The sequence below is a fragment of the Streptomyces sp. NPDC048254 genome, from assembly GCF_043201895.1.
Taxonomy (GTDB): Bacteria; Actinomycetota; Actinomycetes; order Streptomycetales; family Streptomycetaceae; genus Streptomyces.
Map to the genome: position 1 here is coordinate 231095 of NZ_JBICZJ010000017.1, position 16796 is coordinate 247890.

A 16796-nucleotide genomic window follows, 5' to 3' on the forward strand; every position below is an offset into this window, starting at 1 on the left:
CACCCATGCACCTGCCCCGCCAGCTCGGCCCGCTGCACGACCTGCCGTCCACCCCCGAGGCGTACGACGCGGTCCTCGCCGACGTCGTGGAGCAGGCCCTGGCCCGCCTCACGCCCGAGGGCAACCTCGAACACCCCGACGCCGACGACGACATCGGCGACACCTCCCTCGGCGTCACCTCGCTGCTGGCCCTCGCCTGGCAGCGCACCAAGGACCCGCGGCTGCCGGAGGCCGTGCACCGCAGCCTCGCCTTCCATCTGCGCGAGCGCGTCTACACCGAGGACAACCCCGGCTACCCGAACCTGACGGTCCGCGACTCCGGCCTCCCGTACGCCCGTTACGTCCTGGCGCCGGGCGCGCACCCGATCGGGGACTGGCCCAGCACGGTGTGGGCGCTGCTCCAGGCCGTCAATGTCCTCGACCTAGCGGAGAACCTGGTCGACGACGAACAGCGCGCGGAGCTGGCCGAGGTGAGCCGTGGCTACTGGCGCTGGCTCACCGAGGCCACCTTCTTCAACCCGCAGGAGGCCGGCAACCAGGCGATCGGCTGCGTGGTCGGCGGACTGATGCTCGCCCGCCACCTTCCCGCCGGGGAAGGCGAGCAGGTCCGCGGGCGGGCGCTGGCCCTGTACGCCGACGAGATCCGCGCCCACCGCGTCCTGGACCGGGGCGCCCTCCTGCCCCCCGAGCACGGCGGCGCCTACGACAACAACTACGGCCCGATCTCCCTGTCCTTCCTCGCCCAGGCCCACCGGATCAGCGGCGAGCCGATGTTCGCGGAGGACGGCGACGCGCTCGCCCGCTACCTCGACGCCCGCCTGCCGGGCGGCGGCTTCGACAACGGCGGCCCCCGCTACAGCGAACAGCACTCCGGCTTCGAGTCCGTCCTGGGACTGCGCTACTTCGGCGCCCGGATCGGCTCCGACCTCGGCCGCTACCGGGGCGACACCAACTGGGGCCGGCACGCGGTCAAGGCGGACGGCGGAGTCGACGGGCACTTCGCCTGGATGCTGGTCTGGCAGACCCAGGACACCACCCCCTGGCAGCGCACCCCCGCGACCGTCCCGGCCCGCCACCAGCTCCGCGCGGGCACCGTCTCGGTGGCCTTCGACCACCGGATGACCCCGGCACTGATCGAGGCGGCCGGCACCTACCACCTCCCGGCGGCGGTGAACCGGCAGCACGGCTTCGGCCCGGTCCTGGACGGCTTCCTGTACTGCCGGCCGATGGGCGAGGTCCGGGTCCGCGACCTGCACGCCGACGGCCTGACCGCCAAGCTGGTCAGCAAGCCGGTCGTGGGCCGCGACCACGTGCTGCGCCACCTGCGCTCCCTGTACGTCACGGACGGCACCCGCCTGTGGGTGACGGTCGCCGTGGAGCGCCTCGACGGCACGCCGTACCTGCTGGCCGGGCTGCCGTACGCGGCGGACGACGGCGACCGGGTGCGCCGGGTCGCCGAGGGCGAGATCGCCGCCGCGGGCGCGCTGCGCCTCACCCATCCCGCACAGCAGGGCGCCGACCACTTCGACGCCCGCGCCGAACTCACCCAGGAGCAGGCCGCGTTCGCCCTCGCCGCCGACCCGCGCGGCTACGGCAACCCGGACGAGGGCTGGCGCCACCTGGTCGCCTCCACGGCGTACGAGGCCGAACCGGCGCCGGACACACCACCGCACCTGCACGTGTTCGCCGTGCGGTACGGGCCCGGCGGAGCGTTCACGCCGTCGTTCGAGGGCGATCTGACCGTGCACACCGAGGCGTTCACCGCCGTCATCGAGACCGCGGACGCCCACGGCGATCCCGGTCTCGCCCTCACCGGCTGCTGAGCGCTGCGCGGCAAGTGCCGTGCTGCGCCGTCGTGGCTGGTCGCACAGTTCCTCCCCCAGCCTTCGGCCGGGGGTACCCCCAGCGCCCCTTCGGGGCGCTACGGCGCGGGCAGCGCGGCCTCCGGGACCACCAGGTCCGCCCGGTCCCGGGTGACCGCGACCAGGTCGGCGTTGCGCTGGTCGGTGCCCGCCACCCAGGCCACCGCCTGCTCGTGCCCCTTGCCGAACTCCTCGTGCCGGGCGACCAGCCGCCGTATCCGCTCGGCCTCGTCGGTCTCGCAGAACCACACCTCGTCCAGGGCCGGCCGCACCCGTGCCCAGGGGCCCTCCGTCAACAGCAGGTAGTTGCCTTCCGTCACCACCAGCCGGGCCGTCGGCGGGACCGGGATCGCGCCCGCCAGCGGCTGTTCTAGGACCCGCTCGAAGCCCGGCGCGTACACGACCTCACCGGTGTCCTCGCGCAGCCGCCGCAGCAGCGCCGCGTACCCGGCCGCGTCGAAGGTCGCGGGCGCGCCCTTGCGGTCCCGCAGGCCCAGCCGGTCCAGTTCGACGTCGGCCAGATGGAAGCCGTCCATGGGCACCTGCGCCACCCACGGCTCGCCGGCGCCGTTCAACTCGCGCACCAGATGCTCGGCGAGCGTGGACTTGCCGGCGCCGGGGCTGCCCGCGATGCCCAGGATCGCGCGCGGCCCGCGTCCGACGAGTGAACGGGCCCGGTCGAGGAGGTCGTCGAAAGTCAGCGGCACGCAAAAAGTGTGACACCGGGCCCGGGATGTGGTGTGTACCACCCCCTGGAAGCCGTCCGGTGGGGAAGATGCCGGACATGACAGCACTCGGTCTGCCCGACACCATCCAGGCCTGTCTCTTCGATCTCGACGGCGTCGTCACCAAGACGGCCGTCGTGCACGCGGCGGCCTGGAAGGAGACCTTCGACGCCTTCCTGCGCGGCTACGACGGCCAGCGGCCCTTCGACAAGGTCGCCGACTACGACGAGTACGTCGACGGACGCCCACGCGCCGACGGGGTCCGCGCCTTCCTCGACTCCCGCGGCATCCACCTGCCCGAGGGCACCCCGGACGACCCGCCGGACGCCGCCACCGTGCACGGCCTCGGCAACCGCAAGAACGAACTGCTCCTGGAGAAGATCCGCACCGACGGCGTCGAGGCCTACGACGGCACCCTGCGCTACCTGGAGGCGGTCCGCGCGCAGGGGCTGCGTACCGCGATCGTCTCCTCCAGCGCCAACTGCCGTGACGTGCTGCGCTCGATCGGCGCCGAGCACTTCTTCGACGTCCGCATCGACGGGGTGGTGGCCGCCGAGCGTCAACTGCCGGGCAAGCCGCACCCGGACACCTTCCTGGCAGCCGCCCACGACCTCGGTGTCGAGCCCGCCCGTGCCGCCGTCTTCGAGGACGCCCTCGCCGGCATGGACGCGGGTCGGGCCGGCCGATTCGGGTACGTCGTCGGCGTGGACCGCGTCGGGCAGACGGACGCCCTGTACGCACACGGCGCGGACACCGTCGTGAAGGACCTCGCCGAGCTGGGAGGCAAGGAGTGATCACCCACCGGTCGTACGCCGTGGAGCCCTGGGCGGTCCGCGAGACCGACCTCAACCTCGACGTGCTCGCGCAGAGCGAGTCGGTGTTCGCGCTGTCCAACGGGCACGTCGGCTGGCGCGGCAACCTCGACGAGGGCGAGCCGCACGGCCTGCCCGGCAGCTACCTCAACGGTGTGCACGAGGTGCACCCGCTGCCGTACGCCGAGGCCGGCTACGGCTATCCGGAGTCCGGACAGACCGTCATCAACATCACCAACGGCAAGATCCTGCGGCTGCTCGTCGACGACGAGCCCTTCGACCTGCGCTACGGCCGGCTGGTCACCCATGAGCGGGTCCTGGACCTGCGCCGGGGCGTGCTGGAGCGGACCTGCGAGTGGACCTCGCCCGCCGGGTCCACGGTCCGGGTGCGCTCGACCCGGCTGGTGTCGCTGACCCAGCGGGCGGTGGCCGCCGTCGCCTACGAGGTGGAGGCCGTCGACCGGCGCTGCCGGATCGTGATCCAGTCCGAGCTGGTCGCCAACGAGCAGCTGCCCGGCGCGAACGGCGACCCGCGCGCCGCGATGGCGCTGGAGTCACCGCTGGAGCAGGAGGACGACTTCGCCTCCGGGCGCCGGCTGCGCCTGGTGCACCGCACCCGGCGCAGCGGCCTGCGGGTCGCGGTCGCCGCCGACCACACGGTCGCCGGCCCCGGGCGGACCACGACGCAGGCCGAGAGCGACACCGACGTGGCCCGGCTGACCGTCACCTCCGTGCTGGAGCCGGGGGAGCGGCTGCGGGTGGAGAAGTTCGTCGCCCACGGCTGGTCCGGGGTGCGCTCGCTGCCCGCCATGGCCGACCAGGTGGACGCGGCCCTGGCGGCCGCCGTGCACGAGGGCTGGCAGGGGCTCGCCGACGAACAGCGCGGTTACCTGGACGACTACTGGTCCCGCGCCGACGTGGAGGTGGACGGCGACGAGGAGGTCCAGCAGGCCGTCCGCTTCGCCCTCTTCCACGTGCTCCAGGCCGGCGCCCGCGCCGAGCAGCGCGCGATACCCGCCAAGGGGCTGACCGGCTCCGGATACGACGGGCACGCCTTCTGGGACACCGAGATGTTCGTGCTGCCCGTCCTCACCCACACCGCCCCCGGCGCCGTCGCCGAGGCGCTGCGCTGGCGCTACAACACCCTGCCCGCCGCCCGCGAACGCGCCACCCAACTCGGCCTGGACGGCGCCGCGTTCCCCTGGCGGACCATCGCCGGCTCGGAGGGCTCGGCCTACTGGCCGGCCGGCACCGCGGCCTTCCACGTCAACGCCGACGTCGCCGACGCGGTGGTCCGCTATGTCGCCGCCACCGGCGACACGGACTTCGAACGGGACACCGGTGTCGAACTGCTCGTGGAGACCGCCCGGCTGTGGCGCTCGCTCGGCCACCACGACAGCCGCGGCGCCTTCCACATCGACGGCGTCACCGGCCCCGACGAGTACAGCGCGGTCGCCGACGACAACACGTACACCAACCTGATGGCCCGGGCGAACCTGCTGGCCGCCGCCGACGCCGTCGAACGCCACCCCCGGCAGGCGGCGCGGCTCGGTGTGGACGCGGAGGAGAGCGCCGCCTGGCGGGACGCCGCCGACTCCGTGCACGTCCCCTACAACCACGAACTCGGCGTCCACGAACAGCACGCCGGGTTCACCCGCTACCAGCGGTGGGACTTCGCCGGCACCAGCCCCGAGCAGTACCCGCTGCTGCTGAACTTCCCCTACTTCGACCTCTACCGCAAACAGGTCGTCAAACAGGCCGACCTGGTGCTGGCGATGTACACCTGCGGGCCGTACTTCGACGAGGAGCACATCGCCCGCAACTTCGCCTACTACGAGCCGCTGACCGTGCGCGACTCCTCCCTGTCCGCCTGCTGCCAGGCCGTCGTCGCCGCCCAGGCCGGGCATCTGACGCTGGCCCACGCCTACACCGCCGAGGCCGCGCTGATGGACCTCGACGACCTGGAGCACAACACCCGCGACGGCCTGCACATCGCCTCCCTGGCCGGCACCTGGATGGCGCTGGTGGCAGGCTTCGGCGGCATGCGCCACTACGACGACGGGGCCCGGTTCGCGCCCCGGCTGCCGGAGCGACTGCGCCGGCTCGCCTTCAACCTGCAACTGCGCGGCAGCAGACTGCGCGTGGAGATCGGCGCCGACAAGGCGACCTACACGCTCCTCGACGGCCCACCGCTCACCGTCCACCACCACGGGGAGCCGGTGACGGTCGGCACGGACAGCCCCGCGGTACGGGCGGTGCCACCGGTCCGCCCCGGACCGACCCCGCAGCAACCGCCCCACCGGGCACCGACCCGACCGGCGTGACCTGTAGGCGCCCCGCAAGGGGCGCGGGGAACTGCGCGATCAGCCCCCGTCGACCGGCACTCCGTCACGGCCGTCCGCGGCACCGTCGTGGCTTGTCGCGCAGTTCCCCGCGCCCCTAAAAAACGGGGCGTTTCACGTGAGCGCGTTGAAAAGGAGCCCCACCAGGTCGCCCGTCGCGTCCGCTGCGAACAGAGCCGCCACCGCACCCAGCGAGAGAACGCCCGCGGCGGCCGGCCAGAGGGACGGGGGCGGAGTCATCTGCAGCGCCGCGACCCGGCGGGTGACCGCGCGGTCCGTGAAGTTGAGGGCGCAGGACGGGCGGGCTCGGCCCGCGCTGAGGGCGGCGCGGGCCAGAGCGCGGGCCGTGGTCACCCGGTCCCCGACCTCGGTCGCCGCCTGCTCGTCCGCCCACCGCTCCACCAGGAAGGTCACGGCCGCACGGACCGGCCGGAGCAACGGGTTGGCGGCCGCCGCGAGGGTCATCGCGGTCACCATGCGGCCGTGCCGGTGCGTCAGATGGGCCCGCTCATGGGCCAGCAGCACCCGCCGCTCCGCCGGTGCCAGCGCGCTCAGCATCGCCGAGGTGACCAGGATCCGGCCCGGCCGGCCCGGGATCGCGAACGCCTGCGGCACCTTGCTGGCGGCCACCACCAGCTCGGTGTCCCCCGGATGCCCCTCGCACAGCCGGCGCAGCGCCCGCCGGGTCCGGCGCTCGGCGCGCACCGCCCGCTGCACCCGCCACACCACCACGGCCAGCGTGAGGCAGGCGGCGACGCCGATCACCTCGGGCACCGGGTCGGTCAGCGGGCGGCCGTCCTCGCGGGCCTCCCGGATCACCGGCGGCGCGTCGCCCAGCAGCGCGGTCGTCAGCAGTACCAGGGACCAGGTGGTCGCGGCGGCGGTCAGCACGGCGGCGGAGGTCAGCACGCGCGCTGCCAGAGCGGGGGCCACCCGGCGGCCGATCAGCGGACTGACCGACGGCAGCAGCAGGGAGACCAGCAGCGGGGTGTAGACGTCGAACCTCATGCGCCGCCCCCGGCGAACAGATTGCGCAGCGCCCGCTCCTCCTCCGCGCTCAGCCCGGACACGAACTGCTGGAGGGCGGCGATCGGGTCGGGCCCCCGGTCCAGGGCCTCGTGCATGGCCTCGGCGGTCAGTTCGGCCGCGTTCTTCGCCGGCCGGTAGGCACCGCGCCGCCCGTCGGCGTCCCGCAGCACCAGCCCTTTGTCGTACAGCCGTTTGAGGATGGTGTGGACCGTGTTGTAGGCCAGTCCGCCGCCGATCTCGGACTGGATCTCGGCCGGGGTCAACGGGCGTTCGGTCGCCCACAGGGCTGCCAGCACTTCGCTCTCCAGCTCTCCGGCGCTGCGCCGCTCCGCCCTGCCGCGGGACCCTGTGCCAGCCATGGCACAACCTTACAGCGCGTAGTGCCGCTGTTCGTATGGACGTACCTGCGCGGCCTACGCCGGTAATTACGGTTAGTTTGTCAGTGTTTGTCCCTGAGCCCAAGAACGGTCCTGCGAGCTGACAGGGGAACAGGGGTGGGTGCCGCCATGGTCCCGAACGTGAACGCCACGCCCGTCACGGGCCGCCGCGGCGTCTACTGGCAGACCGGACTCTGCCTCGCCCTGCTGACCGGTGCGGGCTGGCTGCTCCGCCGGCACTGGCCGACCGTCGAGCACGGGGCGCTCCGGCTCGCCGTCGCCGACCAGGGCTGGCTGCTCGTGGCGGCCCTGGCGGCGGTCGGCACCTGGGCGTCCTCGGCCCTCGCCCAGCAGGGCGCGGTCGCCCGCCGGCTGCCGGGCGGGCGCCTGGTCGCCACGCAGTTCGCCGCCTCGGCCGCCAACCATCTGCTGCCCGCCGGGCTCGGCGCGGGCGCGGTGAACCTGCGTTTCCTGATGCGCTGCGGACTCCCGGCCGGCCGTGGTGCGTCGGCCCTTGCGGTCAAGGCGGCCGCCGGTGCCGTGGTCCGCCTGGCCCTGATCGCCGTCCTCGCCCCCGCCTGCCCGGGGCTGCTGCGGATCCCGCACCTCTCCGCCGCCGCGCTCCTCGCCGTGACCGCCGCGGCCGTCCTGCTCGTCGTCCTGATCCGGGCCCGGGTGTGGGCCCGCTGCCGGGGTGCGCTGACCGCCGTGGCCGCCGACATCCGGGCCCTGCACGCCCGCCCCGTCCGTGCGGCCGCGCTGTGGGGCGGCTCCCTCGCCTTCGCCGGGCTGCACGCCCTGGTCCTGATCGCCGTGGCCCGGGCGGTCGAACTCCCGCTGTCCCCGGCCCGGGTGGCGCTGCTCTACCTCGCCGCCAGCGGCGCCGCCGCGCTGCTGCCCACCCCGGGCGGCCTCGGCTCGCTCGACGCGGCCCTCGCCCTCGCCCTGACCGCCTCCGGAACCCCGGCCGCCGCGGCCGCCTCCGCCGTGCTGGGCTACCGGCTGCTGACCGTGTGGCTGCCGCTGCTGCCCGGCCTGCTCGTGCTCGGGCTGCTGGTCCGGCGCCGGGCGCTGTGACCGGGCGGCCCGCGCCGGGCGGGGTCCGGTGGCACGGGCCCCGGCCTCAACCGCCGTTCTCCCCGCCGGTCTCCGTCACCGGACTCTCCGACACGTCGTCCGGGGCCCCCGGATCCGGCATCCAACGGGCGGCCACGCACCAGCAGGCCGCGAGCCAGCCGACCGCGAACAGCCAGCCGCCGACCACGTCCGTGCACCAGTGCACGCCGAGGAACACCCGGGTGACCCCGACGGCGAGCCCCCAGCAGGTGACGGCCACGCACCACGCCGTACGGCCGCGCGGGGCCCGTATCCACAGCGCGAGGACCAGCAGCCCGGCGGCCAGTGCGGACGTCGTGCTGTGGCCGGACGGGAACGACCAGCCGGAAGCGCGCGTCTGCCAGTCGGCCTGCGGCGGCCGCGCTCGGGCGATCAGCTCCAGCACGCCGAACCGGGCCGCCTGGCCGAGGGCGAGGCAGGTCACGCAGAGGAGCGCGGCGGCCAGTCGCCGCCGCGGGGTGCGGCCCGCGAGCAGCCCGGCCGCCACGGCCAGGGCGTACGGCACGACCCCGGTGCCGGTCGCGGTGAGTCCCCGGGCCACGGCCACCGCCACGGCCGGGCGGTGACCGAGGGACCAGGCCAGCAGGGCGCGGTCCACGGCGAGCGGGGCGCCGTGGCGGCCGGCCACGACCAGGGCCAGCACGGCGAACGCCGCCCAGGCGCCGAGGCCGATGCTCGCCGCGTACTCCGCGGTCCTCTTGTGGTTCATGACCCCGGTGGCGGCCCTTTCCTGCACGGTGTCGGTCTACTGGACTGTAGACGATCGTCGGCCGGCCTGTGTTCCCGTGTGTGCGAGTCCGGACGCGCTCGCGACTTTTGCCGCACCATTGCCGGTTCATGACCGACCGACTACATGGGTGTAGTCATCATGGTCGACGGAAGTAAGGCATGCCTTCACTAAGTTCGAGCCAAGGGGCGGGGACGGGCCTGCCGGGGAGGGCTGCGGCGGATGTGGGACGACGCGTTTCCGAGTTTCCTGATCGGACTGAGGGAGGGCCTCGAGGCCGGCCTGATCGTCTCGATCCTCGTCGCCACCCTGGTGCGGGCCGGCGCCAGGAACCGGCTGCCACAGGTCTGGACGGGTGTCCTCGCCGCGATCGCGCTGGCGATGAGCTTCGGCGCGGTCCTCACCTTCACCGCCGCCTCCCTCTCCGCGACCGCGCAGGAGGCCTTCGGCGGGACCCTCAGCGTGATCGCGGTCGCCTTCGTCACCGCGATGGTCTTCTGGATGCGCCGCTCGGCCCGCAGCCTCTCCGGCGAGATCAAGGAGAAGGTGACCGGCGCCCTGGCCATGGGCTCGGGCGTGCTGGTCGTCACCTCGTTCCTCGCCGTCGGCCGCGAGGGCCTGGAGACCGCGCTGTTCCTGTGGACCACCGCCCAGGCGGCCGGTGAGTCCGCGGGCCCCCTCACCGGCGCCGGGATCGGCCTGGTCCTGGCGGCGGCCCTGTGCTGGGGCCTGTACCGCCGCGTCCTGAAGATCAACCTGACGAGGTTCTTCACCCGCACCGGCGCCGTCCTCATCGTGATCGCGGCCGGTGTCCTCGGCTACGGGCTGCGGGACCTCCAGGAAGGCGGGGTCTTCCCGGGCCGGACGGCCTACGCCTTCGACCTGAGCGGCAGCATCGACGCCGGCTCCTGGTACAGCACGCTCCTCCAGGGCGTCCTCAACATCACCCCGGCCATGACCTGGCTCCAGGCGATCGGGTATGTGGGCTATCTCGCGGTCGTGATGACCCTGTTCGTACGCGGAGTGCGCACTGGCGCGCCGAAGCGGGCCGTCGGCGAGGCGGCAGGGGCAGGGGCAGGGGCAGGGGCAGGGGCAGGGGCGGAAGCGGTCGCCGACACCCCCGAGCCGCAGTCGGCTTCCGAAGAGCCGGCGCCGCAGGGCGGGCGGGCTCCCGCCGCGGGGGGCTCGGAGCCGCGGGCCGTGGTCGGTGGGCCGCAGCCGCAGGCCCAGCCGGCCTCCGGTGCCGGCCACCCCGGGCCGCAGCCCGTGAGGGCGCCGCGGCGCCGGCCCGGCTGGGTGATCCCCGTCGCCGTGATCGCCGTCCCGGCCGTGGTCGCCGGACTCGTCGTCGCCTTCGCCCGGCCCAAGTCCACGGGCGGTGAGACCGTCGCCGTCTCCGAGACCGAGTGCGGCAAGGGCTTCACCGCGCCCGAGCCGGGCCGGCAGACCTTCCAGATGCGCAACACCGGCAGCAAGACCGCCGAGGTGTACTTGATCGACCCGAGCAGCAACGCGGTCTACGGCGAGGTCGAGGGCCTCGCCCCCGGCACCACCCGCGCCCTGGTCGCCACCGTCACCGGCGGCACCTACGCCTGGCGCTGTGTCCCCTCCGGCGGCAGGCCCGTCACCTCCGCGTCGGTCACCGTCACCGGCGGCGGAAGCGGCGCCCAGGCGGTCGTACCGGTCTCCGAGCAGGACCTCGCGGCACCCCTGAAGGCCTACAAGGCGTACGTCGAGCAGGGGCTGGCCACCCTCGTCGCCCAGACCCGCACGCTCGACGCGGACATCGCGGGCAACCACCTCGCCCGGGCCCGCACCGACTGGCTGACCGCTCACCTCACCTACGCCTCCCTCGGCGCCGCCTACGGCACCTTCGAGGACTTCGACAAGAAGATCAACGGCCGAGCCGACGGCCTCCCGGGCGGGGTCGCCGACAAGGACTTCGCCGGGTTCCACCGGGTCGAGTACGGGCTGTGGCACGCGCGGACCGCCGGGCAGCTGAAGGCTCCGGCCCAGGCGCTCGCCGACGCGGCGGCCGGGCTCCAGAAGGCGTTCCCCGCCCAGGACTTCGATCCGGGCGACCTGCCGCTGCGCGCCCACGAGATCCTGGAGAACACCCTCCAGTTCGAGCTGACCGCCGACACCGACGAGGGCAGCGGCACCAACCTCGCCACCGCGAACGCCAACCTGGCCGGCACCCGCGAGCTGCTCACCGTACTCAAGCCGCTGCTGACCACCCGCGCGCCCAAGCTGCTGCCCACCGTGGACGCGGACATCGCCCGCCTGCAGCAACTCCTGGACGCCGGGCACCGGGGAGCGGCCTGGACCCCGGTGGAGCAGCTCGACACCGTCACCCGGCAGCGGATCAGCGGGGCCACCGGTCAGCTCCTCGAGGACCTCGCCCCGGTGCCGGACCTCCTGGAGATCAGGAAGTCCGCCTGATGAACACCGCACCGCACCAGCACCCGTACGACGAAGGGAACCCTCCGATGTCCGCTGCCGAGACCCCGTCCTGCCCGATGGGCGCGGGCCGCCGTTCCTTCGTGCGTACGGCGCTGGGCGCCGGCGCCGCGGGCGCGGTCCTGGCCGGCGGCGGCTTCGCGCTCGGCCAGGCCGGCGGCACCGCGGAGGCCGCGACCAACGACGCGAGCGGCACCGCCGAGGTCCCCTTCCACGGCACCCACCAGGCCGGCATCCTCACCCCCGCCCCGGCCGCCGCCACCTTCGTCTCCCTCGACGTCATCGCCGACACCCGGCAGGACCTCGCCGACCTGCTGAGGACGATCACCGAGCGGGCCCGCTTCCTCACCTCCGGCGGCACCCCCGCCGACCTCGGTGTCGGCGCGCCGCCCTCCGACAACGGCATCCTCGGCCCCGAGGTCCCCTCCGGCGCACTGACCGTCACCGTCGGCGTCGGCGCCTCCCTCTTCGACGACCGCTACGGCCTGGCGAAGGCCCGGCCGGCCCGGCTGACCCCGATGCGGACCTTCCCGAACGACAACCTGAGGCCCGCCGAGTGCCACGGCGACCTCTCGCTGCAGATCTGCGCCGACAGCCAGGACACCGTGCTGCACGCGCTCCGCGACATCGCCAAGCACACCCGCGGCGCCATGCAGATCAAGTGGCGGATCGACGGCTTCCAGAACGCCCCGCGCCCCACCGGCGCCCAGCGCAACCTGCTCGGTTTCAAGGACGGCATCGCCAACCCGGACGTCGACTCGGCCCGCGAGACCAGCCGGCTGATCTGGGTCGGCGACGGCCAGGGCGAGCCGGCCTGGACGGCGGGCGGCAGCTACCAGGTGATCCGGATCATCCGGATGCTGGTCGAGTTCTGGGACCGGGTCTCGCTCAGCGAGCAGGAGCTGATGTTCGGCCGCCGCAAGGACACCGGCGCCCCGCTGGACGGCGCCAAGGAGACCGACGTCCCGAACTACGCCAGGGACCCGCACGGCAACGCCATCCCGCTGGACGCCCACATCCGGCTCGCCAACCCGCGCACCGCCAGGACCGACAGCTCCCGCATCCTGCGCCGCGGCTACAACTACGACCGGGGCGTCGACAGCGTCGGCAACCTCGACATGGGCCTGGTCTTCTGCTGCTACCAGCAGGACGTCCGGCGCCAGTTCGAGGCCACCCAGACCCGGCTGATCGACGAGCCCCTCGTCGACTACATCTCCCCGACCGGCGGCGGCTACTTCTTCGCCCTGCCCGGCGTGAAGAACGCCAAGGACTGGCTGGGCAGCGGGCTGCTGGCCGCCTGAGCGCCTTGCCTTCCCTTTGCCTTCTCATGGGAAAGGCCTGTCACTGCCTTTAGTGCGAACGATTTGCAAGTACAGGAAGATGACACCAGACTGCTGACCGCAGCTGCTCAACATGCTCGACCGAAGGATGCACCTCCCGATGACGGCCGCCCCTGGTTCCGCTCCGTCCCTCCCCGCCCAGGCCGAGACCAAGCGTTCGGCCTGGCGCCGTGTCCGGGGCTCCATGACACGGCAGGAGTGGACCAGGGTCGGCGGGATGGCCGCCTTCGTGCTCGCCCTGCACGTCATCGGCTGGGGCACGCTGGTCGGGATCATCGCCCCGCAGCACTTCAGCGTCGGCACCGAATCGTTCGGCATAGGCATCGGCGTCACCGCGTACACCCTGGGCATGCGGCACGCCTTCGACGCCGACCACATCGCGGCCATCGACAACACCACCCGCAAGCTGATGGGCGAGGGGCAGCGCCCGCTGTCCGTCGGCTTCTGGTTCTCCCTCGGCCACTCCAGCATCGTCTTCGGCCTCGCCCTGCTGCTCTCGCTCGGCATGAAGACCCTGGCCGGCCCGGTCCAGAACGACGACTCGCACCTCCACGAGGTCACCGGCCTCATCGGTACGACGGTCTCCGGCACCTTCCTCTACCTCATCGCCGGCATCAACCTCGTCATCCTGGCCGGCATCTGGAAGGTCTTCCGGCAGATGCGCTCCGGCGCCTACGACGAGGCCGCCCTGGAGACGCAGCTCAACAACCGCGGCTTCATGAACCGCTTCCTCGGCCGGGTCACCGGCTCGATCAGCAAGCCCTGGCAGATGTACCCGCTGGGCCTGCTGTTCGGCCTCGGCTTCGACACCGCCACGGAGATCGCCCTGCTGGTCCTGGCCGGCTCGGGCGCCGCCTCCGGTCTGCCCTGGTACGCCATCCTGACCCTGCCGGTGCTGTTCGCCGCCGGGATGTCGCTGCTCGACACCATCGACGGCTCCTTCATGAACTTCGCCTACGAGTGGGCGTTCTCCAAGCCGGTCCGCAAGGTCTACTACAACCTCACCATCACCGGCCTGTCCGTCGCCGTCGCCCTCATCATCGGCACGGTGGAACTCCTCGGCCTCCTCGCCGACAAGCTGGACCTGCACGGCGCCTTCTGGGACTGGGTCTCCGGCCTCGACCTCAACACCGTCGGCTTCGTCATCGTCGGCCTGTTCTTCGCCACCTGGGCGATCGCCCTGCTGATCTGGAAGGCGGGCCGCATCGAGGAGAAGTGGACGACGGGCCTCGCCCGGTCCGCCGAGCGGACCGAGGCGTAGCCCGCCGCCGTCAGCCGCGGATCTTCAGGTCCGCCCGCCACTTGGCGATCTGCTTCTCCGCGTCTCCGGTGTACGACCACGGGGTGCGGGTCACCCGCCGCCCCTGGATCCGCAGCAGGGCCGAGGCGATGTCCGTGACCCCCGCCTGGCAGGCCGCGTGCGTCAGGTAGTTGAGGTCACGCAGTTCGCCGGGGGCGACGGGTTCCTCGCCGCGCTGGGCGATCCAGCGCTCCCAGGTGCGCCGTACGTCGCTGACCGCGCCGTCGTGCTTCCAGTGCTGGCCGTGCCCCACCGAGGTCTGCTGTCCCTGCGCCTCGTCCAGGGCGAAGCGGAACTCCTCGACCCGGGCGTACTGCACCAGGACCGGCAGTGCGCAGCCGGGCGGGGCCACTCCGGCGGCGTCCCGGGCGAAGTCGTACATCAGGCCGTGCGTGCCGTGCCAGCGCGCTGAATAGTAGTGGAGCACCTGGAGATGGCCCTCCACGTTGTACGGGTCGCGCCGGTGCAACTCGTCCCACCAGCGGGCGAGTTCCTGTCGGCGCACCCCGGTCGGATACAGCCGTGCCACCGAGATCAGGGAGACCCAGGGGGTGGGGTCCTGCGGGTACGCCTCCGTGGCCGCCAGGCAGGCCAGTACGGCGGCGTCGATCCTGGACCGGTCGATCGGGGCACCCCGGCCCGCCGAGATGGCCAGGGTGAACGCCCGGGCCGTCTCGGTCGCCGCCCGCAGCGCCAGCGCGTCGGCGCCGTGCGGTTCCGCGGCCAGCCAGGACTCCGCCGTCGAACTGCCCGCGCAGGCCTGCGCCAGCTGCCGCACCCGGTGCCCGCGGACGAGCCAGTCCGGGCCGGTGGCCCGCAGCAGGTCCCTCAGGCCCTGCCAGCGGCCGATGACGATGTCCTGCCGGGCCGAGGTGAGGGCGGTGTCCCCGCAGTCCGGGTCGAAATCGGGGACGAAGCGGTCTCTCGCCATCGCGCTCGTACCTCAGAAATCCGTGGGGAGGCCTTCGTAAGCCTGGGCCTGTGCGGTGGCATGGTCGTCGGGCACGTAGTCGGCCTCGACCGTGTGGGTGGCGTCCAGCTTGGCAGGCCGGTAGTAGTCGCTGCCCTGCTTCCAGTACCAGAGCATCGGTATCAGGCCGACGGCCAGACCGCCGACGCCGATCGCGATCGCCGCGCTGCTCAGCTCGCTCAGCGACTCGACGAAGATCCAGAACATGAACACCGCGCCGAGCAGCGGCCACACCCCGCCGAGCAGGAAGTTGCCCGCGGACTTGAAGAGCATCTTGCGGTAGGCGACGACCACCGCGAGACCCGCGAGACCGTAGTAGACGGCGATCTGGAGGCCGATCGCCGAGATGGCGTCGGAGAGGATCTCGCCCACCGAGCCCAGCGCGTTGGAGGCGATGAACATCACCAGCGCCACCGCGCCGACCACGCCGATCGCCACGTACGGGGTGTTCCAGGTGCGGTGCACCTTGCCCAGCGCGGCCGGCATCGTGCGGTCGCGGCCCATGGCGAACAGCGAGCGGGTGACCTGGATGAGGGTCGTCTCCAGGGTGGCGATGGTGGACAGCATCACGGCGACGATCAGCAGCTTGCCGCCCCAGCCCGGCGCGATCTCGTCGCCCAGCACGGCCAGCACGTTGGCGTCGTTCGCCGCGATCTGGTCCGAGGACAGGATGACGTTCACGGCGATGGTGAACACCTCGAAGAGGGCGAAGACGATGCCCACCCCGATGAGGCCCGCGAGCCCGGTGGTCCGGCGGGAGTTGCGGGTCTCCTCGCTGAGGTTGCTGGTGACGTCCCAGCCCCAGTAGTAGAACGCGGCGATCAGCGCGCCCGAGGCGAAGCCGGAGACGCCGTCGAAGTGGCTGAAGCCGAGCCACGACCACTGGAAGGCGCGGGCGTTGCCGGTGTGGAAGAGGGCGAGCACCGCGAACAGCAGCAGGACCGCCAGCTCGATGCCGGACATCAGCAGCTGGGCGCGGACCGTGAGCCGGGCGCCCCCGAGCACCACCGCCAGCATGACCAGGAACCAGGCGGCCCCGACCACCGTCGACAGTGCCACGTTGTCGGCGAGGTCCGCGTCGAACAGGGACAGCGTCATCGAGCCGGCGGGCAGGGAACCGGCCACCATGAAGATGGTCGCGGACACCACCAGCGCCCAGCCGCTGACGAAGCCGAGGAAGGGGTGCAGGGTGCGGCCCACCCAGGAGTAGCTCGCGCCCGCGTTCACATCGATGCGGCCCAGGTAGCTGAAGGCCAGCGCGATGCCCAGCATCGGTATCGCGCACCACAGCAGGGCGGCCGGACTGGCCAGCCCCACCGCCCCCACCAGGACCGCGGTCGTCGCGGCCAGCGAGTACGCCGGTGCACTGCCCGCGACGGCCATGACCACGGTGTCGAACGTGCCGAGGGCGTTGGCCTGCAGCCCTCTGCCCCTGTTGTTGCTCATGGTTGTGCTGCTTTCCGGTCGTGCAGGGCGCACGGGAGTGCAGGCCCGCGGTGGTACGGGGGTGCACGACCCGCCTCGCAGCCGGTGAGGGATGGCCTCGGGCAGGGGGCCGGTCGGAAGAGACAAAGGGGTGGTGAAGGCCGCATGCCGAGAGTTGGCGAACGGTCACACCGCGTGTGTGGGTGTGACTATAGCGGCACCCTTTGACCTTTCAAGCTGACCGACCGGTAATCACATATGCCACTTGAGGTGGCCAACCCCCACCCCGGAAGCAGCGGTTCCCCGAGCCC

The 16796-nt window shown here is 72.9% G+C and carries 13 protein-coding genes; 7 read left to right on the top strand and 6 right to left on the bottom strand.

Annotation, left to right across the window (positions count from 1 at the left end; translation table 11 throughout):
* The first annotated feature begins 5 nt into the window (after nucleotides 1–5).
* On the top strand, nucleotides 6–1823 hold the full coding sequence (locus tag ACGFZQ_RS38120; protein WP_393844240.1) for a hypothetical protein: 1818 nt from the start codon (nucleotides 6–8) through the stop codon (nucleotides 1821–1823).
* 98 nt (nucleotides 1824–1921) lie between these two features.
* Here the strand turns inward: ACGFZQ_RS38120 and ACGFZQ_RS38125 are convergent, their stop codons facing one another.
* On the bottom strand, nucleotides 1922–2569 hold the full coding sequence (locus tag ACGFZQ_RS38125) for a nucleoside/nucleotide kinase family protein (RefSeq protein ID WP_393844241.1): 648 nt from the start codon (nucleotides 2567–2569) through the stop codon (nucleotides 1922–1924).
* 77 nt (nucleotides 2570–2646) lie between these two features.
* Between ACGFZQ_RS38125 and ACGFZQ_RS38130 the strand changes: the two genes are divergently transcribed.
* Both ACGFZQ_RS38130 and ACGFZQ_RS38135 read left to right on the top strand, forming a co-directional pair.
* Complete coding sequence (locus ACGFZQ_RS38130; RefSeq protein ID WP_393844242.1) at nucleotides 2647–3381, top strand: beta-phosphoglucomutase family hydrolase; 735 nt, start codon at nucleotides 2647–2649, stop codon at nucleotides 3379–3381.
* Nucleotides 3378–5723: a glycoside hydrolase family 65 protein gene (locus ACGFZQ_RS38135; protein ID WP_393844243.1), complete on the top strand. Its 2346-nt coding sequence runs from the start codon at nucleotides 3378–3380 to the stop codon at nucleotides 5721–5723. Before ACGFZQ_RS38130 ends, ACGFZQ_RS38135 begins: the two co-directional genes overlap by 4 nt.
* A gap of 132 nt (nucleotides 5724–5855) precedes the next feature.
* Here the strand turns inward: ACGFZQ_RS38135 and ACGFZQ_RS38140 are convergent, their stop codons facing one another.
* A complete protein-coding gene (locus ACGFZQ_RS38140) occupies nucleotides 5856–6749 on the bottom strand; it encodes a M56 family metallopeptidase (protein WP_393844244.1) in 894 nt (297 codons plus the stop codon).
* The gene (locus ACGFZQ_RS38145; protein WP_351323859.1) at nucleotides 6746–7129 is read right to left on the bottom strand and encodes a BlaI/MecI/CopY family transcriptional regulator; all 384 of its coding nucleotides are present in this window, start codon (nucleotides 7127–7129) and stop codon (nucleotides 6746–6748) included. Before ACGFZQ_RS38145 ends, ACGFZQ_RS38140 begins: the two co-directional genes overlap by 4 nt.
* Nucleotides 7130–7276: 147 nt before the next feature.
* Here ACGFZQ_RS38145 and ACGFZQ_RS38150 point away from each other — a divergent pair, with 147 nt between their 5' ends.
* On the top strand, nucleotides 7277–8224 hold the full coding sequence (locus ACGFZQ_RS38150; RefSeq protein WP_351744996.1) for a lysylphosphatidylglycerol synthase domain-containing protein: 948 nt from the start codon (nucleotides 7277–7279) through the stop codon (nucleotides 8222–8224).
* Nucleotides 8225–8270: 46 nt separating this feature from the next.
* Here ACGFZQ_RS38150 and ACGFZQ_RS38155 read toward each other — a convergent pair whose 3' ends face one another.
* Complete coding sequence (locus tag ACGFZQ_RS38155) at nucleotides 8271–8972, bottom strand: phosphatase PAP2 family protein (RefSeq protein WP_393844261.1); 702 nt, start codon at nucleotides 8970–8972, stop codon at nucleotides 8271–8273.
* Between the two features lie 240 nt (nucleotides 8973–9212).
* Here ACGFZQ_RS38155 and efeU point away from each other — a divergent pair, with 240 nt between their 5' ends.
* From efeU to ACGFZQ_RS38170, 3 genes are all read left to right on the top strand, one after another.
* Nucleotides 9213–11432: an iron uptake transporter permease EfeU gene (gene efeU / locus ACGFZQ_RS38160; RefSeq protein WP_393844245.1), complete on the top strand. Its 2220-nt coding sequence runs from the start codon at nucleotides 9213–9215 to the stop codon at nucleotides 11430–11432.
* Nucleotides 11433–11479: 47 nt separating this feature from the next.
* The gene (gene efeB, locus ACGFZQ_RS38165; RefSeq protein ID WP_393844246.1) at nucleotides 11480–12751 is read left to right on the top strand and encodes an iron uptake transporter deferrochelatase/peroxidase subunit; all 1272 of its coding nucleotides are present in this window, start codon (nucleotides 11480–11482) and stop codon (nucleotides 12749–12751) included.
* A 139-nt stretch (nucleotides 12752–12890) separates the two neighbouring features.
* Entirely contained in the window at nucleotides 12891–14051 is a 1161-nt protein-coding gene (locus tag ACGFZQ_RS38170; RefSeq protein ID WP_393844247.1) for a HoxN/HupN/NixA family nickel/cobalt transporter, read from the top strand.
* A gap of 10 nt (nucleotides 14052–14061) precedes the next feature.
* Here the strand turns inward: ACGFZQ_RS38170 and ACGFZQ_RS38175 are convergent, their stop codons facing one another.
* Both ACGFZQ_RS38175 and ACGFZQ_RS38180 read right to left on the bottom strand, forming a co-directional pair.
* Nucleotides 14062–15021: a hypothetical protein gene (locus ACGFZQ_RS38175; RefSeq protein WP_351745007.1), complete on the bottom strand. Its 960-nt coding sequence runs from the start codon at nucleotides 15019–15021 to the stop codon at nucleotides 14062–14064.
* Between the two features lie 12 nt (nucleotides 15022–15033).
* Nucleotides 15034–16506 (bottom strand): APC family permease, encoded by a 1473-nt coding sequence (locus tag ACGFZQ_RS38180; protein ID WP_393844248.1) that lies wholly within the window; start codon nucleotides 16504–16506, stop codon nucleotides 15034–15036.
* Nucleotides 16507–16796 lie beyond the last annotated feature (290 nt).